Here is a 21,045-nt window from a genome sequence, read left to right as displayed (position 1 = left end):
CTCCGCCGAGCCGTCGTCGGACCGGTGACGACGGCGGACTTCGATAGGATCGCGACCGTGCCTGCCTCCGTGAACGAACTCGTCGACCTGCTGCAGATCGAACAGCTGGAGGTCAACCTGTTCCGCGGCGGCCAGCCCAAGGCCTCACGTCTGCCGCGCGTCTTCGGCGGCCAGGTGGCCGGTCAGGCCGTGAGCGCGGCCCAGCGCACCGTCACCGACGGGAAGCACCTGCACTCGCTGCACGCGTACTTCATCCTCGGCGGCGATCCGAGCATCCCGATCATCTACGACGTGGAGAGCGTGCGCGACGGTCGTTCCTTCGCCACCCGCCGCGTTTCGGCACGCCAGCACGGTGAGGTCATCTTCTACATGACCGCCTCGTTCCAGCGTGACGAGGAGGGCTGGGACCACCAGGACGTCCTGCCGCCCACGCCGGGCCCCGAGGAGGCGACCTCGATGCTCGACCTGGTGAAGTACATCAGCCCCGACGGGGCCGAGCAGTGGAAGCGTGAGTGGGGCGGCTTCGACATGCGCTACGTCGGTGACCCGCGGCCCGAGGACGACGCCACCCGCCCGTACTACCCGGTCGTGCAGCGCATGTGGTTCCGCGCCAGCGACGCGCTCCCGGACGATCCCGAGCTGCACCGCGCCGCGTTCACCTACTACAGCGACTTCAGCCTGCTGGGCGCCGCGCTGGTGCCGCACGGCCTGGTGATCAGCTCGCCGAAGGTGCAGCCGGCCTCGCTCGACCACGTGGTCTGGTTCCACCGGCCGTTCCGAGTGGACGAGTGGCTGCTGTACGACCAGTCGTCGCCGTCGGCCTCCGGCGCCCGCGGCCTCAGCACGGCGCGCGTGTTCACCCAGGACGGCGCGCTCGTCGCCACGGTCGCGCAGGAGGGCCTCATCCGCCCGGCCAAGCCCCGCGACGAGCGCTGACACGCGAACGGGCCCGCCACACACGACGTGTGGCGGGCCCGTTCGTTCGTTCACGCAGGCGTGATGCGCCCGACGAGGTGGGGGACGGACGAGCGGGCGTCGCGGACGCCGAACGTCGTCACGGCACCCTCGGCCTCGGTGCCGAACACGACGGTGGCGGGCAGCAGGACGGGCTTCTTGAACTCGACGTCCACCGTGTAGGCGTCGGGCAGCCGGTTCTGCAGCGCGGCGAGGCTGTGCGCCTTCGTCCACATGCCGTGCGCGATCTGGCGCGGGAAGCCGAACGCCTTGGCCGTCCACGGGTAGAGGTGGATCGGGTTCCGGTCGCCCGAGACGGCGCCGTAGCGACGACCGAGGTCGCCCCCGAGCTTCCAGTGCACGACTCCCTCAGGGGCGTCCACGCCCGCCAGCGGGGGTACCGCCGGCTCGTCGCCGCCCTTGCTGCTGCGGAACAGGACCGTCATGGTCTCGTCCCACACCAGTTCGCCGGCCACGTGCGCCTCGCTGACCAGCGAGATCAGCCGGCCCTTCGGGTGCGGGTCGTCCGCGGTGGCCCGCAGCGTGAGGTCGTAGATCTCCTCGCGGCCGATGGGGCGGTGCTGGGTGATCCGGTTGCGCAGGTGCACCGCACCCATGGGCGGGAACGGGAAGGCCGTGTCCGTCATGAGGCTCAGGTGCAGCGTGTGCGCCGCGATGTGCGGGTAGGTGGCCGGGAGCGTCTCGGCACGTGCGAAGCCGCACACCTCGTTGTAGCGGTCGAGGTGGGCCAGGTCGGTGGTGACCCGGGTCCGACGCAGCGTGACGTCGGGCAGGCCGCCCCGCTCGTGCCGGATGCCGGGCAGGCCGCCGACGACCGGGATCGCCGGCAGCGCCGCCTTGAGCATCAGGGGCAGCCCCGCGGGCGCCTTGTCGAAGGTGCGCGTGGTCACGTCAGGCACCGAGGAAGCCCTGGCCGCAGACCCGCACGACGTTGCCCGAGATCGCCGACGAGCCCGGGTGGCAGTACCAGGCGATCGCCTCGGCGACGTCGACCGGCTGGCCACCCTGCGACAGCGAGCTGAGGCGGCGCCCGGCCTCACGGATGCCCAGCGGCATCGTCTTGACCATGTCGGTCTCGATGAAGCCCGGGGCGATCGCGTTGACCGTGATGCCGTCGCCGGCGACCCGGGGAGCCAGCGCCTGGACGAAGCCGATGACGCCGGCCTTGGCCGTGCCGTAGTTCGTCTGGCCGTTGTTGCCGGCGATGCCCGCGATCGACGAGATGCCGATGACACGGCCACCGGGGCGGATGAGCTTCTGCTCGAGCAGGTGCGCCGTGATCCGCTCCGGCGCGCCGACGCTGATGTCGACGACCTTGGCCCAGTTCTCGGCCTTCATGTTCTTGAGGCGCTTGTCGCGGGTGATGCCGGCGTTGTGGACCACGAAGTCGACGCCGTCGCCGAGGCCGGCCGCGATCGTCTCGGGAGCGTCGTCGGCGGTGATGTCGCAGACGATCGAGGAGCCGCCGAGCTCCTCCATGAGCGCGTCGAGGTCCTCCTGCAGCGGCGGGACGTCGAGGCCGATGATGGTGGCGCCGTCGCGGTGCAGGGTGCGGGCCATCGCGGCGCCGAGGCCGCGGGAGGCGCCCGTGACGAGCGCGACCTTGCCGGCGAGCGGACGCGCCGGGTCGGCGGGGGAGTCGGCCTCGGCGAGGTCGGTGGTGCCGAGGCGGACGACCTGGCCGTCGACGAACGCCGACTTGGCCGAGAGCAGGAACTGCAGGGTCGAGCCCACGGCGTCCTTGGACTCGGGAGTCACGTAGACGAGGTTGGCGGTGCTGCCGTTCGCGCCGATCTCCTTGCCGAGGGAGCGGACGAAGCCCTCGAGGCCGCGCTGCGCGATGGCGGCGCCGACGGACTCGGCGCGCTCGGGCAGCAGGCCGATCACGACGATCTTGGCGCTGCCGGCGAGGCTGCGCAGGACCGGCGTGAAGAACTCCTGGAGGGCCAAGGTGCCGGCGGCCGAGTCGATCCCGGAGGCGTCGAGCACGAGGCCCTTGTAGCGGCGATCCTCGGCCCGCACGGTGGTGGTGTCGATGCCGGCGCCCTTGAGCAGCCCGGGCAGCGAACCCACGACGAGTCCCTCGCCGCCGACCAGGACGGGACCGTCGACCAGCGCACCGCCTCGGTAGCGCTCCAGCTCCGGAGGGTTCGGCAGGCCCAGGTTCTTCGCCAGGAACTGACCGATCGGGTTCTGGATCATCGACTTGTAACGGTCGCTCATCGCAGGGTGTGTCCTATCTCTCGGATACCATCGGTATCTGAACGCGTTAAGGTGACTCTAGCCTGCACGGCAGCGCCACGGCAAAGGAAAGCGACGCACGTCGCAGACGAAAGGTTCCGCATGGCTGACAAGCCCTCCACGAAGGCCGCGAAGGCCCCCAAGGCCGCGTCCCAGGACGCCGCCACCATCCGTCGCGTCGCCGTCATCGGTGGCAACCGCATCCCGTTCGCGCGCTCGAACTCGGTCTACTCGGGCGTCTCCAACCAGGAGATGCTGACCGCCGCGCTCGACGGGCTCGTCGACCGCTTCGGCCTCGAGGGCGAGCGGGCCGGCGAGGTCGTCGCCGGCGCCGTCCTGAAGCACGCGCGCGACTTCAACCTCACCCGCGAGGTCGTCCTGGGCTCCAAGCTCTCGCCCGCCACGCCCGCCACCGACATCCAGCAGGCTTGCGGCACGGGCCTGCAGGCGGCGTTCCAGGTCGCGAACAAGATCGCGCTCGGCAAGATCGAGTTCGGCATCGCCGGCGGCACCGACACCACGTCCGACGCCCCGCTGGCCGTCAACGACAAGCTGCGCAAGATCCTGCTGCAGGCCAACCAGGCGAACGCCAAGGGCGACAAGAAGGCGCTGGTCAAGCTGCTGACCAAGATCCGCCCGAGCTACCTGGCTCCCGACCAGCCGCGCAACGCCGAGCCCCGCACGGGCCTGTCGATGGGCGACCACCAGGCGCTCACCACCCACGAGTGGGGCATCACCCGCGAGGCCCAGGACGAACTGGCCGCCCGTTCGCACCAGAACCTGGCCGCCGCGTGGGAGGCGGGCTGGCAGGACGACCTGGTCACGCCGTTCAACGGCGTGGAGCGGGACAACCACCTGCGCCCCGACTCCACGGTCGAGAAGCTCGCCAAGCTCAAGCCGGTCTTCGGCAAGCAGCTCGGCGACGCCGCCACGATGACCGCCGGCAACTCCACGCCGCTGTCCGACGGCGCCTCGGTGGCGCTGCTGGCCTCGGAGGAGGAGGCCACGCGTCGCGGCTGGGACGTCAAGGCCTTCCTCGTCGACTACGAGACGGCCGCCGTCGACTACGTCAACGGCGGCGAGGGCCTGCTCATGGCTCCGGCCTACGCGGTCCCGCGCATGCTCGAGCGCAACGGCCTGACGCTGCAGGACTTCGACTTCTACGAGATCCACGAGGCGTTCGCCGGACAGGTGCTGTCCACGCTTGCGGCGTGGGAGGACGCGGACTTCTGCAAGCAGCGCCTGGGCCTCGACAGCCCGCTGGGGTCGATCGACCGCAGCAAGCTCAACGTGAAGGGCTCGTCGCTCGCCGCGGCGCACCCGTTCGCGGCCACGGGCGGGCGCATCATCGCCAACCTGGCCAAGCTGCTGGAGGAGAAGGGCTCGGGTCGCGGCCTGATCTCGATCTGCGCCGCCGGTGGCCAGGGCGTCGTGGCGATCCTCGAGCGCTGACACGACGGACGAACGAAGCGGGGCCGGTGGCATCAGCCACCGGCCCCGCTTCGTCTTCGTTAGGGGGAGCGTCAGTCCTGGACCTCGACGATGGCGCGCACCGAGCGCTTCGCGAGGTCGAGCACCTCGGTCGTGGGCAGGTGCTCCATCGTCGGCAGGCCGGAGTTCAGCTCGCGGATCGAGCGCTGGAACGTGACGAGGTTCAGGATGCCCAGGCCCTGTGTGTACATGATGTTCGCGACGAGCTCGGGGTCCTTGACGTCGAAGTCGCCGCTCGCGTTGCCGGCCAGGATCGCCGAGGTGATGTGGTCGAAGCAGCGGTTGATCGCGGCGCCCAGCTCGGTGAGGCGGTCGAGGCTGATCTGCTCCAGCAGCTCGGAGCCGCGGTGGCGCAGCAGCGACTGCGCGCAGTCGACGAACGCGGGGTACTCGCTGCCGTAGGAGAGGAACTCGACGGTGATCGTGTCGATCCGCTCGATCGGGCTCAGCTGGGGATCGTCCGACTTGGCCAGGCGGGTCTCGAGCTGGTTGAGGTAGTCAACCAGCGTCATCGCGAAGAGCTCTTCCTTCGTGGTGAAGTGGCGGTAGATGATCGCGCGGTTGATGCCGACGGCGCGGGCGATGTCCTCGATCTGTGCGTCCCGCATCCGGCGTTCGTCGAACAGGGCGCGGGTCGCATCGAGGATCTCGCGCGTGCGTTGCGCCCTGCGCTCGACGATGGCCATACCGACGACCTTATCGGCTCGGTCGGCGAAAGTGACGCCCGGCACCGCGCGCGCGTCAAGAGGATGTGAGGCACAGCACGTAGGGTGTCCTGCATGGCGAAGTTGGACATACGTACCAAGCAGTGCCTCGTGACGGGTGCCGCCGGTGGGATCGGAGCGGCCACGGCGCTCGCGCTGGCTCGCGCCGGCGCGCGTCTGGTGCTCACCGACCTCGACCCGGTCGGACTCGAGCGCACGGTGGAGCAGGTCAGGGCATCTCGGGGCCAAGTCGTGCTCAGCCGTGCGGTCGACCTCACCGACGCCGACGCGGTCCGTCGCTTCGCCGTGGACGTGCAGCGGGAGGTGGGGTCGCCCGACGTGCTGCTGAACATCGCCGGGATCTCGATCTGGGGCACGATCGACCGGCTTCAGGAGGAGCACTGGCGCCGGCTCATCGACGTGAACCTCATGGGGCCGGTCCACGTCATGTCGTCGTTCCTCCCGGGCATGATCGAGGCGGGCCGCGGAGGTCACGTGGTCAACGTCTCCAGCGCCGCGGGGATCTTCGGACTTCCGTGGCACGCGGCCTACAGCGCCAGCAAGTTCGGGCTCCGCGGCGTCTCCGAGGTGCTGAGGTTCGACCTGCGGCGGCACGGCATCGGCGTGAGCCTGGTCTGCCCCGGCGCGGTGGCGACGCCGCTCGTGCGCGACCTGGAGGTCGTGGGGGTCGACCGGTCCGTACCGTCCTTCCGTGCGATCGAGGACCGGTTCCTCCAGCACGCCATCAGCCCCGAGGTCGCGGCGGACGCCATCGTCAAGGGACTCGAGCGACGGCGCTACTGGGTCTACACGTCGCGCGACATCCGGCTCGGCCACTACGCCCAGCGCTGGTTCCCCTGGGGCTACGGGCTGGCGATGCGGTACCTCAACCGGGTGCTGACGCGAGCCGAGGCGCGGGCGATGAGCGGGGGGAAGCGATGAGGGCGCCGCGCGTGACGCCCGGCGGGCGTCGGCAGCTCGGGCCGGTGAACCACCTGCTCGGCCGCCTGCTGTCGCGCGGGGCGGGCGTGCGGGACGCCCACCTGTTCACCACGCTCGGCCGCAACCGCGGACTGTTCCGCGCGTGGCTGCTCTACTCCGGTGCGCTGATGCTGCGCGGCCGGCTGCCGCGGCGGGAGACCGAGCTGGTGATCCTGCGGGTCGCCCACCGTTGCGACAGCGAGTACGAGCGGCAGCACCACGTGCGCCTCGGCGCCAGGGCGGGCCTCGCCCGCGAGGAGATCGAGCGGGTGCGCGCGGACGATCTCGCGGGGTGGAAGCCGTCCGACGCCGTGCTGCTCGCGGCCACCGACCGGCTGCTCGACGAGGACGATGTCGACGACGCGACGTGGCGTCGGCTGCGGGCCTTCTGGGACGAGCCCCAGGCGATCGAGCTGTGCCTGCTCGTGGGTCAGTACCGCGGGCTGGCCACCACGATCCGCACGCTCGGCATCGCGCCAGACCGCTCGACGGACTGACGACTGTCGTCGTACGGTCGGACCACTGGGACGGGGAGGCGCGATGCACGACGTGACGTACTCGATGGGCCTGTCGCTCGACGGCTTCATCGTCGGGCCGGACGGGGGATTCGACTGGGGTGCGCCGGAGGAGCAGATCAGGGACGTCATGGAGATCTCGATCGACGAGATCCAGGGCGTCTCCACGCACCTCATGGGCCGGCGGATCTACGAGACGATGCTCTACTGGGAGACCGCCGCCCAGGACCCCGACCTGGAGGAGCAGGAGCGCCGTTGGACCGAGCTGTGGAACCCGCTGCCCAAGGTGGTGCTCTCCCGCACGCTCACCGAGGTGCAGGGTGCTGCGCGACTGGCCACCGGCACGCTCCGGGAGGAGATCGAGCGGCTCAAGTCCGAGCCGGGCGACGGTGACATCGCGATCGCGGGGGCCACGCTGGCGGCGCAGGCCGCCGACCTCGGCCTCATCGACGAGTACCGCCTGCGGGTCAGCCCGGTGCTCGTCGGCGGTGGCATCCCGTACTTCTCGCACGGTCGCCGGCCCGTCGACCTCGAGCTCGTCGAGAGCCGGGAGTGCGCCGCCGGCCTGATGTACCTGCGATACCGCGTGCGGCGGTGATCCCTCCGCTGGTCCTTCCGCGAGATTCTGTCGGAGTCCACCCGTAGGCTCGAAGGCATGAGAGCCATCTCCGAACTCACGCGGCAGGTCGCACCGTTCGAGGTCGTCTCCGACTACCGGCCCGCCGGCGACCAGCCGGCCGCGATCGCCGAGATCACCCAGCGCATCCAGGGCGGCGCCGACGACGTCGTGCTGATGGGTGCCACGGGCACCGGCAAGACCGCCACCACCGCGTGGCTCGCCGAGCAGCTGCAGCGCCCGATGCTCGTGATGCTGCCGAACAAGACCCTCGCCGCCCAGTTCGCCAACGAGCTGCGCGAGCTGCTGCCGAACAACGCCGTCGAGTACTTCGTCTCGTACTACGACTACTACCAGCCCGAGGCGTACATCGCGCAGAGCGACACCTACATCGAGAAGGACTCCTCGATCAACGAGGAGGTCGAGCGGCTGCGCCACTCGGCCACGTGGTCGCTGCTCACGCGGCGCGACGTCATCGTGGTGGCCACCGTCTCGTGCATCTACGGCCTCGGCTCGGCGCAGGAGTACCTGAACCGCATGATCGGGTTCAAGGTCGGTGACGAGATGGGCCGCGACCACCTCCTGCGCACGCTCGTGCAGGCGCAGTACGTCCGCAACGACGTCAGCTCCACGCGCGGCACCTTCCGCGTCAAGGGCGACACGGTGGAGATCTTCCCCGTCTACCAGGAGATGGCGGTGCGGGTCGAGTTCTTCGGCGACGAGATCGAGCGCCTGATGACCCTGCACCCGCTCACCGGCGAGGTGCTCAGCGACGACCAGGAGCTCTTCGTCGGCGCCGCGACGCACTACGCGGCCGGCCCCGAGATCATGGTGCGCGCCATCGAGCGCATCAAGCTCGAGCTCGAGGAGCGACTCGCGGTGCTCGAGCGCGAGAACAAGCTGCTCGAGGCCCAGCGCCTGCGCATGCGCACCACCTACGACCTCGAGATGATGGAGCAGGTCGGCACCTGCTCGGGCATCGAGAACTACTCGCTGCACATGGACGGCCGGCCGCCGGGATCGGCGCCGAACTGCCTGCTCGACTACTTCCCGCAGGACTTCGTCCTGGTCGTCGACGAGTCGCACGTCACGATCCCGCAGATCGGCGCGATGTACGAGGGCGACATGAGTCGCAAGCGCTCGCTCGTCGAGCACGGCTTCCGGCTGCCCAGTGCGATGGACAACCGGCCGCTGAAGTGGCCCGAGTTCCTGCAGCGGATCGGCCAGACCGTCTACCTCTCGGCCACGCCCGGCGACTACGAGATGAACAAGGTCGAGGGCGACGTCGTCGAGCAGGTCATCCGTCCCACCGGCCTGATCGACCCCGAGGTCGTCGTCAAGCCGACGAAGGGCCAGATCGACGACCTCATCGGTGAGATCAACGACCGCGTCGCCAAGAACGAGCGCGTCCTGGTCACCACCCTGACCAAGAAGATGTCCGAGGACCTCACCGACTACCTGCTCGAGGCGGGCATCCGCACCCGCTACCTGCACAGCGAGGTCGACACCCTCCGCCGCATCGAGCTGCTGCGCGAGCTCCGGATGGGGGAGTACGACGTCCTCGTCGGCATCAACCTGTTGCGTGAGGGCCTCGATCTCCCCGAGGTCAGCCTCGTGGCGATCCTGGACGCCGACAAGGAGGGCTTCCTGCGCTCGGGTCGCTCGCTGATCCAGACGATCGGCCGCGCGGCGCGCAACGTCTCGGGTCAGGTGATCATGTACGCCGACCGCATCACCGACTCGATGGAGAAGGCGATCGACGAGACGAACCGTCGCCGGGCCAAGCAGGTCGCCTACAACACCGAGCGAGGCATCGATCCGCAGCCGCTGCGCAAGAAGATCGGTGACATCACCGACATGCTCGCCCGCGAGGACGAGGACACCCGCGCCCTGCTCGCCGCGACGGGCGACCACAAGCGCAAGGGTGCGGCCGTCCCGCTGGGCCAGCACACCAAGGACCTCGCCGACCTGCCCTCGGGCGAGCTGGCGTCGCTCATCGACCAGCTCTCCCAGCAGATGCACCAGGCTGCGGCCGACCTGCAGTTCGAGGTCGCCGCGCGCCTGCGCGACGAGATCAGCGAGCTCAAGCGGGAGCTCCGCGGAATGATGAGCGCCGGCACCTGAGTTGGCGCCGCCTTCGGAGCGCTGTCAGACTGTTCCGCGGAGGGGAGTATTCCCATCACCGGCGTGTCGTCAGCACGGGGGTCATCGTCGACCACCCCGGGGCGCCGGACCGGCCACATCTGCATTCCGGTGGAAGAGACCTCCGAGTCCTTGATGACCCGGAGAGAGAAGCAGAGGAACGCCTGTGAACGTCAGCACGCTCGAGTGGGGTGTCACCATCGGGGTGACGATCGCCATCCTGCTGTTCGACATCGTCGTGATCGCCCGCAAGCCGCACGAGCCCACCACCAAGGAGTGCGCGCTCTACCTGTCGTTCTACATCGGCCTGGCCGTGGCGTTCGGTGCGTGGGTCTGGGGGTTCCACGGCAGTCAGTACGGCGTGGAGTTCTACGCGGGCTGGCTCACTGAGTACAGCCTGTCGATCGACAACCTGTTCATCTTCATCATCATCATGAGCAGCTTCGCCGTCCCGCGGAAGTACCAGCAGGAGGCGCTGCTCGTCGGCATCATCCTGGCCCTGATCTTCCGTGGCATCTTCATCGCGCTCGGCGCGGTGGCCATCAACGAGTTCTCCTGGGTCTTCTACATCTTCGGCGCCTTCCTGCTCTACACGGCGGTCAAGCTGGCGAAGAACGACGACGAGGACGAGGACGTCGAGAACGCCGTCGTCCGGTTCGCCCGCAAGCGCTTCAACATGAGCGACCAGTGGGACGGCCTGAAGCTGGTCGTCCGCGAGAACGGCAAGCGCGCGATCACGCCGATGGCCCTGGTCATCATCGCGCTCGGCACGACCGACATCCTGTTCGCGCTCGACTCGATCCCGGCGATCTTCGGCCTCACGCAGGAGCCGTACATCGTCTTCACCGCGAACGTCTTCGCGCTGATGGGCCTGCGCCAGCTGTACTTCCTGCTCGGCGACCTGCTGCAGCGTCTGGTGTTCCTGTCCTACGGCCTGGCGTTCCTGCTGTTCTACATCGGCATCAAGCTCGTCCTCCACGCGCTGCACGAGAACGAGCTGCCGTTCATCAACGGCGGTGAGCCGGTGCACCACATCGGCCCGATCCCGATCCCCGAGGTGCCCACGCTGCTGAGCCTGGGCGTCATCATCTCGACGCTCACGATCACGGCCGTGGCCAGCCTCTGGTACTCCAACAAGTACCCCGACCGGGTGGGCGGCGGCCACTGACCCCGAGCGGCTGGGGTCAGGGGATGTCGTGCGGCGGAAGGTCGTCCGGCGCCCCGACCTCCAGCCGCTCGCCCCGGCGGCGGCTCAGGAAGTACATCGGCACCGACAGCGCGAGGCCGATCACCAGCAGGATCCCCGCGATCTCGTACTGCTGGCCCGGCCGGCCCGACAGCGGCGTCACCAGGTAGACGCACGTCACGATGCCCAGCACCGCGATCGGCGCCCGGGTCGAGAAGTGGGAGTGCTCCACGGTGTCCTTGCGCAGCACCAGCACCGCGGTGTTCACGACGGCGAAGACCGCCAGCAGCAACAGACTCGTGGTGCCGCCGAGGATGGCGACCGCCTCGGTGCTGGCGTTCGAGACGTAGGCGATGAGCCCCAGCGCCAGGCCGGTGGTCAGCGCGATGGCCGCCCACGGGGTCTGGCGCCGGCTGATCTTCGACAGCCCGCGCGGGATGATGCCCTGCTTCGCCATGCCGTAGAGGAGCCGGCTGGCCATGAGCATGTTGATCAGGGCCGAGTTCGCCACGGCGAACATCGAGATGAACGGCAGGATCTGGTCGATCGGGACGCCGGGCGCGCCCTGCTCGACCACGGTCACCAGCGGGGTGTCGTTCCCGGCGAGCTCGCCGACGGGCACGATCGCCACGGCGCAGATCGAGACGAGGATGTAGATCACGCCGGTGATGCCCAGGCCGGTCAGCATGATCTTGGGGAAGATGCGGTTGGGCTCGTGGCACTCCTCGGCCATGTTCACGGCGTCCTCGAAGCCCACCATCGCGAAGAACGCCAGTGAGGTGGCGGTGGTCGCGGCCAGGAAGACGTTCTTGTCGTCGGGTGTCTCGAAAGCCACCACGGCGCCCCAGTCGGCGTTGCCGCCCGCGATGGCCCACAGTCCGACCATGATCACCAGCATCAGGCCGGAGACCTCGATGAGCGTCAGGACGACGTTGGTCTTCACGCCCTCGCTGACGCCGCGCAGGTTGATCGCGGCGACCATGAGCATGAAGGCCAGCGCGATCAGCATGATCTGGAAGTTCGACGCCTCCCAGTCGATGCCCACGGCGAGGTTCGCGGCGAAGGCGCGCGCCGCGGTGGAGGCCGACGTGATGCCCGAGCACATGACGGTGAAGGCGACCATGAACGTGAACAGGTGGATGCCGAAGGCCTTGTGCACGTACAGCGCGGCGCCCGCGGCCTGCGGGTACTTCGTCACGAGTTCGAGGTAGGAGAGCGCCGTCAGCAGCGCCACGCCGAAGGCGACGAGGAACGGCAGCCAGGCGGCGCCGCCGACCTCGGCCGCGACCTGGCCGGTGAGCGCGTAGACGCCCGTGCCGAGGATGTCGCCGATGATGAACAACAGCAGGAGCTTGGGTCCGAGGACCCGCCTGAGCTCGGTGGGCTGGTCGGTGTTGGTGGCCATGGCTCCCCCTCGTAGGTTGCCTACAGCGTCGTCCCACACGCCCGATAGGGCAACCGGACGCGGATCGGAACTTCGGACCGATATCGTGTGCGGGTGAGACTGCTGCGGGGAATCCGCTCGAAGCTCGTGTCGTCGGTGGCCCGCCGGCACGTCGCCAAGCGCGGCATCGACCTCGCGAGCTTCTCCTTCATCCCCGAGCCCACGAAGGCTCCGCTGCAGCGCGTCGGGCTCGATCCGGTCCCCGAGATGGCCCGCATCCGGAGCGAGGAGCCGCTGCACCGGCTCGACCTGCCGTTCGACTTCACCGCCTACCTGGTGACGGGGTACGAGGAGGGGCGCCAGGTGCTGACCGCGCGCGACACGTACTCCACCGACATCCGCCACCTGTTCTCAGGGGACGGGCCCGCGACGTCGGACGACATCGGGGGACTGGGCTTCACCGACCCGCCCGTGCACACCCGGCTGCGCAAGATCATCACGCCGGAGTTCACGATGCGCCGGCTCGCCCGCCTGGAGCCGATGATCGAGCAGATCGTCGACCGCTCGCTCGACGACCTCGAGGCGGCCGGCCCCCACGCCGACCTCGCGAAGACCTTCGCGTTTCCCATCCCGTTCAACACGATCTGCGCGCTGCTGGGCCTGGACTACGAGGACACGCAGGCGTTCTCCAAGCTGGGCAGTGCCCGCTTCGACGCGACCAACGGGGGAGCGGCGGCCTTCGGCGCGGTCTCCGAGCAGCGTGAGTTCCTCTTCGACGCGGTCGCCCGCCAGCGCAAGGAGCCCGGGCCCGGGCTCATCGGCCAGATCATCCGCGACGAGGGCGACCTGATCAGCGACCGCGACCTCGCGGGACTCGCCGACGGCGTGTTCACGGGCGGCTACGAGACCACCGCCGGGATGATCGCGCTCAGCACGATCATGCTGTCGCGCGATCGGGCCTACGCCGATCTCGTGCGCTCGGGCAACCGCGAGACCCTCGACCGGGTCATCGAGGAGCTGCTGCGCTACTTCTCCGTCGTGCAGGTCGCGTTCCCGCGATTCGCGAAGCAGGACATGGAGCTGTTCGGGACCCAGGTGAAGGCCGGTGACGTCCTGCTGGTGTCCCTCAGCACCTCCAACCGTGACGAGTCCAGCGCCGGCGCGGGCGCCGACGCCTTCGACCCGCTGCGGATCCCCACGAGCGGCCACCTGGCGTTCGGGCACGGCATCCACCGGTGCATCGGCGCCGAACTGGCTCGCATGGAGCTGCGGATCGCCCTGCCGAAGCTGCTGCGCCGCTTCCCGGACCTGCACCTGTCAGTGCCCGAGTCCGAGCTGGAGTTCCGCCAGCTCAGCTTCGTCTTCGGCATCGAGTCCCTGCCCGTCACCCTGGCGTAGCAGCCGCAGGCTACCAACCCCGAGCGCGCCAGTCCGGCACGCTCGGTCGCTCCGCGCCCAGCGTGGAGTCGTCGCCGTGGCCCGGGTAGAACCACGTGTCGTCGTCGTACCGCGCGAACAGCTTGGTCTCCACCTCGCCGCACAGCCGCATGAAGTCGTCGGGCGACCACGTGCGGCCCACCCCGCCCGGGAACAGGGAGTCGCCCGTGAAGAGGTGGGTGACGCCGTCGGGGTCGTCGTACACCAGCACGATCGAGCCGGGCGTGTGGCCGACGACCTCGATCACCTCGAGCTCGCACGAACCGACCCGCACCCTCGCGCCCGTGCGGACCCGGACGTCGACCTCGACGGGCAGCTCGTCCGCGTCGTCCTCGCCCGCCACGGTCTCGGCGCCGGTCGCGGCCACGACCTCCGCGAGCGCCTGCCAGTGGTCGGCGTGCCGGTGTGTGGTGATCACGCGCGCGAGGCCGCGATCGCCGACCAGCTCGAGGAGTCGTCCGGCCTCGTCGGCGGCATCGATCATCACCTGCTCGCCGGTGAGCGCGCACCGCAGCAGGTAGGCGTTGTTGGCCATGGGTCCCACGGCGATCTTCGTGATCACCAGGTCGCCGGCCTCGCGGGTGTCGGGGGCGCCGCCCACCGTGACCTCTCCCGTGTACGTCATGGCGTCGACCCTACTCGTCAGGAGGTTTCTGTCAGGACACCTCAGTACGCTGGACAGGTGAACGATCGTCTCGTGGTGAGGGGTGCGCGCGAGCACAACCTCAAGGATGTCTCCGTCGATCTGCCCCGTGACTCGCTCATCGTGTTCACGGGCCTGTCGGGCTCGGGCAAGTCGTCCCTGGCGTTCGACACGATCTTCGCCGAGGGACAGCGCCGCTACGTCGAGTCGCTCTCGGCGTACGCCCGCCAGTTCCTGGGTCAGATGGACAAGCCCGACGTCGACTTCATCGAGGGCCTCTCGCCCGCGGTGTCGATCGACCAGAAGTCCACGTCGCGCAACCCGCGGTCCACCGTCGGCACGATCACCGAGGTCTACGACTACCTGCGCCTGCTCTACGCGCGCGCCGGCCGTCCCCACTGCCCCACGTGCGGCGAGCCGATCGCCCGCCAGACGCCCCAGCAGATCGTCGACCGCATCCAGGACGACGAGGAGGGCACCCGCTTCCAGGTGCTGGCCCCGGTGATCCGCGGCCGCAAGGGCGAGTACCTCGAGCTCTTCCGCCAGCTCCAGCAGTCCGGCTTCAGCCGCGCGATCGTCGACGGCGAGATGATCATGCTCGCCGACGAGCCGCCCAAGCTCGCGAAGCAGAAGAAGCACACGATCGAGGTCGTCGTCGACCGCCTCACGGTCAAGCCCTCGTCCAAGCAGCGCCTCACCGAGTCCGTCGAGACGGCGCTCGGCCTGGCCGACGGCATCGTGATCATCGACTACGTCGGCCTCGACGAGAAGGACCCCGCGCGTCGACGCCGCTTCTCCGAGCGCCTGGCGTGCCCCAACGACCACCCGCTGCAGGTCGACGAGCTCGAGCCGCGCTCGTTCTCGTTCAATGCCCCGTACGGCGCGTGCCCCGAGTGCCACGGCCTCGGCTCGCGCAAGGAGGTCGACGCCGAGCTCCTCGTCCCCGACCCCGAGAAGACCCTCGCCGAGGGCGCGATCACGGCGTGGACCTACACCCAGGTGTCCGACTACTTCCTGCGCCTCATGCGCTCGCTCGGCGACGAGCTCGGCTTCGACATCGACACCAAGTGGGCCGACCTGAAGCCCGAGTTCCAGGACGCCCTGCTGAACGGGCACTCCACGAAGGTGCACGTCCAGTACAAGAACCGCTACGGCCGGCAGCGGTCGTACTGGGCGGAGTTCGAGGGCGCGAAGGCGTTCGTCGAGCGCCGCCACGCCGAGACCGACTCCGACACGAGCCGCGACCGGCTCGAGGGGTTCATGCGCGAGGTCCCGTGCCCCGCCTGCGGCGGCACCCGCCTCAAGCCCGTGATCCTGGCCGTCACGCTCGAGTCCGAGCGCTTCGGCGCCAAGAACATCGCCGAGGTCTGCCACCTGTCGATCGCCGAGGCGTCCGACTTCCTGCAGGACCTCGTCATGAGCGACCGCGAGCGCCAGATCGGCGCGCGCGTGCTCAAGGAGATCCACGAGCGCCTGCGGTTCCTGCTCGACGTCGGCCTCGACTACCTGGCGCTCGACCGCGCCGCCGGCTCTCTGTCGGGCGGCGAGGCCCAGCGCATCCGGCTCGCCACCCAGATCGGCGCCGGCCTCGTCGGCGTGCTGTACGTGCTCGACGAGCCGTCGATCGGCCTGCACCAGCGCGACAACCATCGCCTCATCGAGACGCTCGTGCGGCTCAAGAACCTGGGCAACACGCTGATCGTCGTCGAGCACGACGAGGACACCGTGCGCGCCGCCGACTGGGTCGTCGACATCGGCCCCGGCGCGGGCGAGCACGGCGGTCAGGTCATCGTGTCGGGCCCGGTCGAGGACCTGCTCAACAGCCCCGACTCGCTCACCGGCGCGTACCTGTCGGGCCGCAGGTCGATCCCGGTTCCCGAGGTCCGCCGGCCCCGCGACAAGAGCCGTCAGCTCGTCGTGAAGGGCGCCCGTGAGAACAACCTCAGGAACGTCGACGTGGCGTTCCCGCTCGGCCAGCTCGTCTCGGTGACGGGCGTGTCGGGCTCGGGCAAGTCCACGCTGGTGAACGACATCCTCTACACGTCGCTCGCCCGCCAGATCTACAAGGCGCGCACCATCCCGGGCCGCCACCGCACGATCGAGGGCACCGACCAGGTCGACAAGGTCATCCACGTCGACCAGTCGCCGATCGGGCGCACGCCGCGGTCCAATCCGGCCACCTACACGGGCGTCTTCGACCACGTGCGCAAGCTCTTCGCGCAGACGCCCGAGGCGAAGATGCGCGGCTACCAGCAGGGCCGCTTCTCGTTCAACATCAAGGGCGGTCGCTGCGAGGCCTGCCACGGCGACGGCACGATCAAGATCGAGATGAACTTCCTGCCCGACGTCTACGTGCCGTGCGAGGTCTGCCACGGCGCTCGCTACAACCGCGAGACGCTCGAGGTGCGCTACAAGGGCAAGACGATCGCCGAGGTGCTCGACATGCCGATCGAGGAGGGTGTCGAGTTCTTCGAGGCCATCCCCGCGATCGCGCGCCACCTGCGCACCCTCGTCGACGTCGGCCTGGGCTACGTCCGTCTGGGCCAGCCCGCGCCCACGCTGTCCGGAGGCGAGGCGCAGCGCGTCAAGCTGGCCTCCGAGCTGCAGAAGCGCTCCACCGGCCGCACGGTCTACGTGCTCGACGAGCCCACCACGGGCCTGCACTTCGAGGACATCCGCAAGCTCCTCATCGTCCTGCAGCGCCTCGTCGACACCGGGAACTCGGTCATCGTCATCGAGCACAACCTCGACGTCATCAAGGCGTCGGACTGGCTCATCGACATGGGTCCCGAGGGCGGCAGCGGCGGCGGCATGGTCGTCGCCCAGGGCACCCCCGAGGACGTGGCGGCACATCCCGACTCGCACACCGGCCGGTTCCTCAAGCCCCTCCTGTCATGAGCGGGCGGGGGAGCATCCGTGGCTGATCCGTCCACCTACCGGCCGCGGCCGGGAGAGATCCCGACCAACCCGGGCGTCTACCGGTTCCGCGACGAGCAGGGCCGGGTCATCTACGTCGGCAAGGCCAAGAGCCTGCGGCCGCGCCTGAGCTCGTACTTCCAGGACCTGGGCAACCTCCACCCGCGCACGCACCAGATGGTCACCACCGCCGCGTCGGTGGAGTGGACCGTCGTCAACACCGAGGTCGAGGCGCTGGCGCTGGAGTACTCCTGGATCAAGGAGTTCGACCCGCGCTTCAACGTCAAGTACCGCGACGACAAGTCCTACCCGTGGCTCGCCGTCACGGTGGGCGAGGAGATCCCGCGCGTCCTGGTGATGCGTGGCGCCCAGCGCAAGGGAGTCCGGTACTTCGGTCCCTACGGGCATGCCTGGGCGATCCGCGACACGGTCGACACCCTGCTCCGGGTGTTCCCGATGCGCTCGTGCAGCGCGGGGGTGTTCAAGCGGGCCAAGGCCGCGGGCCGGCCGTGCCTGCTCGGCGACATCGGCAAGTGCTCCGCGCCGTGCGTCGGGCGCGTGTCGCCCGAGGAGCACCGCGAGATCGTCGACGACTTCCTCTCGTTCATGGGCGGCCAGACCGCCGGCTTCGAGCGGGGGATCGAGCAGCGCATGCGCGACGCGGCCGCGGCGCAGGAGTACGAGCTGGCCGCCAAGTACCGCGACGACCTGATGGCCATGCGCCGTGTCCTGGAGAAGCAGTCGGTCGTCCTGGGCGACGGCACCGACGCCGATGTCCTCGGCTTCGTCGACGACCCGCTCGAGGTCGCCGTCCAGATCTTCAACGTCCGCGGTGGTCGCATCCGGGGTCAGCGCGGGTGGGTCGCCGACAAGGGTGACGACGCCGGGCTGCCCGAGCTCGTGCAGAGCGCCCTGATGACGCTGTACGCCGATGTCACACCCGCGGCGATCCCGCGCGAGGTGCTCGTCCCGGCGCTGCCCGCCGACCACGAGGCGGTCGCCGAGCTGCTCTCCGAGCGCCGCGGGGCGAAGGTCACGATCCGCGTCCCGCGCCGTGGCGACAAGCGGGCCCTGCTCGACACCGTCGAGCAGAACGCGAAGCAGGCGATCGCCCGCCACAAGCTCAAGCGCTCGGGCGACCTCACCACCCGCAGCCGGGCCCTGGAGGAGATCCAGATGGCCCTCGACCTGCCCTCGCCGCCGCTGCGGATCGAGTGCTTCGACGTCTCGAACCTGCAGGGCACCGAGATCGTGGCGTCGATGGTGGTCTTCGAGGACGGCCTGCCGCGCAAGTCCGAGTACCGCCGCTTCACCGTGCGCCACGAGGGCCAGAGCGACGTGGCCGCGATGCACGAGGTCATCACGCGCCGGTTCACGCACCACCTGCGCGCCCTCGAGCGCCAGGGCGACGCGGAGCCGGGCATCGATCCCGAGACCGGCAAGCCGCGCCGGTTCGCCTACGCGCCCTCGCTCGTCGTGGTCGACGGCGGTCCGCCCCAGGTCGCCGCCGCGAAGCAGGCCATGGACGCGCTCGGCATCAAGGACGTCGCCCTGTGCGGCCTGGCTAAGCGCCTCGAGGAGGTGTGGCTCCCCGATGAGGAGGACCCGGTGATCCTGCCGCGCACCAGTGAGGGGCTCTACCTGCTCCAGCGCGTGCGCGACGAGGCCCACCGCTTCGCGATCACCCACCACCGCCAGCGGCGCAGCAAGTCGATGGTCGAGAGCCTGCTCGATCCGGTGCCGGGGCTCGGCGACAGCCGGCGTCGGGCGCTGATGAAGCACTTCGGCTCGCTCAAGAAGCTGCGTGCCGCGACCGTGGAGGAAATCACGGTCGTGCCCGGGATCGGCCCGGCTACGGCAGAATCCATCGTGGCGGCGCTCCACGAGGGAGAGCCGCCGGCCCCGGCCGTGAACATGGCCACCGGCGAGATCCTGGAGGACTGAGACCGACCATGACCAAGCTCACCGAGTTCGTCCTCGTCACCGGGATGACCGGCGCGGGCCGCAGCACCGCGGCCAAGGCGCTGGAGAAGCTCGGCTACTACGTGGTCGACAACCTTCCGCCGGGCATGCTCGACGAGCTCGTGTCCTCCGTCGACGCGGCCGAGGACATCGACCGGCTCGCGGTCGTCGTCGACTCCCGGTCCCGCACGTTCTTCTTCGGCCTGGTCGACGCGATCGAGTCGGTGCTCGACCTCGGCGTGAGGGTCCGCACCCTCTACCTCGAGGCCTCCGACGAGGTGCTCGTCCGGCGGCAGGAGGCGGCCCGACGGCCCCACCCACTGAGCCGCCAGGGCCGTCTCATGGACGGGTTCGTGCGCGAGCGCGAGCTGCTGCGCACGATCCGGGGCCGCGCCGACATCGTCATCGACACCAGCCGCCTCAACGTCCACCAGCTGGCCCACCGGGTCCGCCAGGCCTTCGAGCTCGAGGACGAGCGCGGGCTCCACGTCACGATCGTGTCCTTCGGCTTCAAGTACGGCATCCCGATCGACGCCGACATGGTGGCCGACATGCGCTTCCTGCCCAACCCGTACTGGGTCGACGAGCTGCGTCCCCTCAGTGGCCTGGACGCCCCGGTGGCCGAGTACGTCCACCGCCAGGAGCGCTCGCAGGAGTTCCTCGACCGCTACGTCGAGCTGCTCTCCATGATCACCAACGGCTTCCTGCAGGAGGACAAGCTCTTCCTCACCGTGGGGATCGGCTGCACCGGCGGGCGCCACCGCAGCGTGGCGATGTCCGAGGCCCTCGCCGACCGGTTGCGCGACCGCGACGTCCGCACGCTCGTCGTCCACCGCGACCTGGGCCGCGAATGACGCAGGCGCGGTCCGGGGGCCCCGCCGTCGTCGCCCTCGGGGGAGGGCACGGACTGGCCGCCACGCTGTCGGCCCTGCGCCGGGTCACCACCCGGCTCACGGGGATCGTCACGGTCGCCGACAACGGCGGGTCCTCGGGGCGCCTGCGCACCGAGCTCGGCATCCTCCCTCCGGGCGACCTGAGGATGGCGCTGGCCGCGCTGTGCGGCGACGACGACTGGGGTCGCGCGTGGGCCGAGATCCTGCAGCACCGGTTCGGGGGAGACGGTCCGCTGGCGGGACACCCCGTCGGGAACCTGCTCCTCGCCGCGCTGTGGGACATGGAGCGCGACCAGGTGGCGGGGCTCGACCTCGTCGCTGAGCTGCTGGGAGCGCGGGGCCGCGTGCTGCCGATGGCGAACGTGCCGCTCGACATCGAGGCCGACGTCGACTTCGGTCCGCCCCAGGGGATCGAACTGGTGCGCGGCCAGGCCGAGGTGGCCACGACGCCCGGCCGGATCCTGGGCGTTCGGCTCGACCCCAGCGATCCGCCGGCCTGCCCCCAGGCCGTCTCCGCGCTGGAGACCGCCGACTGGGTCACGATCGGACCGGGCTCGTGGTTCACCAGCGTCATGCCCACCCTGCTGGTGCCGCAGTTGCGCCAGGCCCTGCTGCGCACGCCGGCCCGCCGCTGCCTGGTCCTCAACCTCGTCGCCCAGCCCGGCGAGACCGAGCACCTCACGCCGGAGGAGCATCTCGACGTCCTCGCGGCGCACGCCCCCGACCTGCACCTCGACGTCGTCGTGGCCGACACGTCGGCCGCCCGCGACATCGACGCGCTCGCGCGCGGGGCCGCCCGGCTCGGCGCGCGGCTGGTGACGGCCGAGGTGCGCGCCCCCGGCCTGTCAGGCCAGCACGATCCGGCCGCGTTGGCCGAGGTCTTTGCCACCACGTTCGCCCCGGCGTCACCGGCACAGGCATAGAGTGGCCCGAGCGGACATCTCGGGACGCTGGAACTG

The 21,045-nt window shown here is 69.9% G+C and carries 17 protein-coding genes; 12 read left to right on the top strand and 5 right to left on the bottom strand.

Going from position 1 to position 21,045, the window contains the following annotated elements; translation table 11 throughout:
- Positions 1-57 precede the first annotated feature (57 nt).
- Entirely contained in the window at positions 58-936 is an 879-nt protein-coding gene (locus tag B5D60_RS00385; RefSeq protein ID WP_078701203.1) for an acyl-CoA thioesterase, read from the top strand.
- A gap of 50 nt (positions 937-986) precedes the next feature.
- On the opposite strand, the gene B5D60_RS00380 is transcribed toward B5D60_RS00385, so the two are convergent.
- Together B5D60_RS00380 and B5D60_RS00375 are read right to left on the bottom strand one after the other, a co-directional pair.
- Positions 987-1,865, bottom strand: coding sequence for a MaoC family dehydratase (locus B5D60_RS00380; RefSeq protein ID WP_153302803.1), 879 nt, complete (start codon positions 1,863-1,865; stop codon positions 987-989).
- 1 nt (position 1,866) lies between these two features.
- A complete protein-coding gene (locus B5D60_RS00375) occupies positions 1,867-3,198 on the bottom strand; it encodes a 3-oxoacyl-ACP reductase (protein WP_078698309.1) in 1,332 nt (443 codons plus the stop codon).
- Between the two features lie 120 nt (positions 3,199-3,318).
- Here B5D60_RS00375 and B5D60_RS00370 point away from each other — a divergent pair, with 120 nt between their 5' ends.
- Positions 3,319-4,668 (top strand): acetyl-CoA C-acetyltransferase, encoded by a 1,350-nt coding sequence (locus B5D60_RS00370; protein ID WP_153302802.1) that lies wholly within the window; start codon positions 3,319-3,321, stop codon positions 4,666-4,668.
- 71 nt (positions 4,669-4,739) lie between these two features.
- Here the strand turns inward: B5D60_RS00370 and B5D60_RS00365 are convergent, their stop codons facing one another.
- Positions 4,740-5,393 carry a TetR/AcrR family transcriptional regulator gene (locus tag B5D60_RS00365; protein WP_078698307.1) on the bottom strand — a complete coding sequence of 218 codons (654 nt, stop codon included), beginning with the start codon at positions 5,391-5,393 and terminating at the stop codon, positions 4,740-4,742.
- A gap of 93 nt (positions 5,394-5,486) precedes the next feature.
- Between B5D60_RS00365 and B5D60_RS00360 the strand changes: the two genes are divergently transcribed.
- The 5 genes from B5D60_RS00360 to B5D60_RS00340 all read left to right on the top strand — a co-directional run bounded on the left by B5D60_RS00360 (position 5,487) and on the right by B5D60_RS00340 (position 10,833).
- On the top strand, positions 5,487-6,353 hold the full coding sequence (locus B5D60_RS00360) for an SDR family oxidoreductase (RefSeq protein ID WP_078698306.1): 867 nt from the start codon (positions 5,487-5,489) through the stop codon (positions 6,351-6,353).
- Positions 6,350-6,889, top strand: a complete 540-nt coding sequence (locus tag B5D60_RS00355; protein ID WP_078698305.1) for a carboxymuconolactone decarboxylase family protein — start codon at positions 6,350-6,352, stop codon at positions 6,887-6,889. The genes B5D60_RS00360 and B5D60_RS00355 overlap by 4 nt, the downstream gene beginning before the upstream one ends.
- 43 nt (positions 6,890-6,932) lie before the next feature.
- Entirely contained in the window at positions 6,933-7,505 is a 573-nt protein-coding gene (locus B5D60_RS00350) for a dihydrofolate reductase family protein (RefSeq protein ID WP_078698304.1), read from the top strand.
- A 57-nt stretch (positions 7,506-7,562) separates the two neighbouring features.
- On the top strand, positions 7,563-9,647 hold the full coding sequence (uvrB, locus tag B5D60_RS00345) for an excinuclease ABC subunit UvrB (protein ID WP_078698303.1): 2,085 nt from the start codon (positions 7,563-7,565) through the stop codon (positions 9,645-9,647).
- Positions 9,648-9,831: 184 nt separating this feature from the next.
- Positions 9,832-10,833: a TerC family protein gene (locus tag B5D60_RS00340; protein ID WP_078698302.1), complete on the top strand. Its 1,002-nt coding sequence runs from the start codon at positions 9,832-9,834 to the stop codon at positions 10,831-10,833.
- 16 nt (positions 10,834-10,849) lie between these two features.
- Here the strand turns inward: B5D60_RS00340 and B5D60_RS00335 are convergent, their stop codons facing one another.
- Positions 10,850-12,256: an APC family permease gene (locus B5D60_RS00335; RefSeq protein WP_078698301.1), complete on the bottom strand. Its 1,407-nt coding sequence runs from the start codon at positions 12,254-12,256 to the stop codon at positions 10,850-10,852.
- Between the two features lie 93 nt (positions 12,257-12,349).
- Here B5D60_RS00335 and B5D60_RS00330 point away from each other — a divergent pair, with 93 nt between their 5' ends.
- Positions 12,350-13,633 carry a cytochrome P450 gene (locus B5D60_RS00330; protein ID WP_231948931.1) on the top strand — a complete coding sequence of 428 codons (1,284 nt, stop codon included), beginning with the start codon at positions 12,350-12,352 and terminating at the stop codon, positions 13,631-13,633.
- Between the two features lie 10 nt (positions 13,634-13,643).
- Here B5D60_RS00330 and B5D60_RS00325 read toward each other — a convergent pair whose 3' ends face one another.
- The gene (locus tag B5D60_RS00325; protein WP_078698300.1) at positions 13,644-14,297 is read right to left on the bottom strand and encodes an MBL fold metallo-hydrolase; all 654 of its coding nucleotides are present in this window, start codon (positions 14,295-14,297) and stop codon (positions 13,644-13,646) included.
- A 57-nt stretch (positions 14,298-14,354) separates the two neighbouring features.
- Between B5D60_RS00325 and uvrA the strand changes: the two genes are divergently transcribed.
- From uvrA to B5D60_RS00305, 4 genes are read left to right on the top strand one after another with little or no spacing between them, the layout of a single operon-like run.
- Complete coding sequence (gene uvrA / locus B5D60_RS00320; RefSeq protein ID WP_078698299.1) at positions 14,355-17,213, top strand: excinuclease ABC subunit UvrA; 2,859 nt, start codon at positions 14,355-14,357, stop codon at positions 17,211-17,213.
- An 18-nt stretch (positions 17,214-17,231) separates the two neighbouring features.
- Entirely contained in the window at positions 17,232-19,175 is a 1,944-nt protein-coding gene (uvrC, locus tag B5D60_RS00315) for an excinuclease ABC subunit UvrC (protein WP_078698298.1), read from the top strand.
- Positions 19,176-19,183: 8 nt separating this feature from the next.
- Positions 19,184-20,047, top strand: coding sequence for an RNase adapter RapZ (gene rapZ, locus B5D60_RS00310; RefSeq protein WP_078698297.1), 864 nt, complete (start codon positions 19,184-19,186; stop codon positions 20,045-20,047).
- Positions 20,044-21,009 carry a gluconeogenesis factor YvcK family protein gene (locus B5D60_RS00305; protein WP_078698296.1) on the top strand — a complete coding sequence of 322 codons (966 nt, stop codon included), beginning with the start codon at positions 20,044-20,046 and terminating at the stop codon, positions 21,007-21,009. The genes rapZ and B5D60_RS00305 overlap by 4 nt, the downstream gene beginning before the upstream one ends.
- Positions 21,010-21,045 lie beyond the last annotated feature (36 nt).

The sequence above is a fragment of the Aeromicrobium choanae genome, from assembly GCF_900167475.1.
GTDB lineage: Bacteria > Actinomycetota > Actinomycetes > Propionibacteriales > Nocardioidaceae > Aeromicrobium > Aeromicrobium choanae.
Note: the sequence above shows the minus strand (reverse complement) of the source record. Positions and strands in the feature narration are given on the sequence as shown.

What these genes read in the sequence shown, in the direction of transcription:
- B5D60_RS00305 (WP_078698296.1), top strand. Translation starts at nt 20,044, where the DNA reads ATGACGCAGGCGCGGTCCGGGGGCCCCGCCGTCGTCGCCCTCGGGGGA.
- uvrB (WP_078698303.1), top strand. Translation starts at nt 7,563, where the DNA reads ATGAGAGCCATCTCCGAACTCACGCGGCAGGTCGCACCGTTCGAGGTC.
- B5D60_RS00335 (WP_078698301.1), bottom strand. Translation starts at nt 12,256, where the DNA reads ATGGCCACCAACACCGACCAGCCCACCGAGCTCAGGCGGGTCCTCGGA.
- B5D60_RS00375 (WP_078698309.1), bottom strand. Translation starts at nt 3,198, where the DNA reads ATGAGCGACCGTTACAAGTCGATGATCCAGAACCCGATCGGTCAGTTC.
- B5D60_RS00370 (WP_153302802.1), top strand. Translation starts at nt 3,319, where the DNA reads ATGGCTGACAAGCCCTCCACGAAGGCCGCGAAGGCCCCCAAGGCCGCG.
- B5D60_RS00350 (WP_078698304.1), top strand. Translation starts at nt 6,933, where the DNA reads ATGCACGACGTGACGTACTCGATGGGCCTGTCGCTCGACGGCTTCATC.
- rapZ (WP_078698297.1), top strand. Translation starts at nt 19,184, where the DNA reads ATGACCAAGCTCACCGAGTTCGTCCTCGTCACCGGGATGACCGGCGCG.
- B5D60_RS00355 (WP_078698305.1), top strand. Translation starts at nt 6,350, where the DNA reads ATGAGGGCGCCGCGCGTGACGCCCGGCGGGCGTCGGCAGCTCGGGCCG.
- B5D60_RS00360 (WP_078698306.1), top strand. Translation starts at nt 5,487, where the DNA reads ATGGCGAAGTTGGACATACGTACCAAGCAGTGCCTCGTGACGGGTGCC.
- B5D60_RS00365 (WP_078698307.1), bottom strand. Translation starts at nt 5,393, where the DNA reads ATGGCCATCGTCGAGCGCAGGGCGCAACGCACGCGCGAGATCCTCGAT.
- B5D60_RS00325 (WP_078698300.1), bottom strand. Translation starts at nt 14,297, where the DNA reads ATGACGTACACGGGAGAGGTCACGGTGGGCGGCGCCCCCGACACCCGC.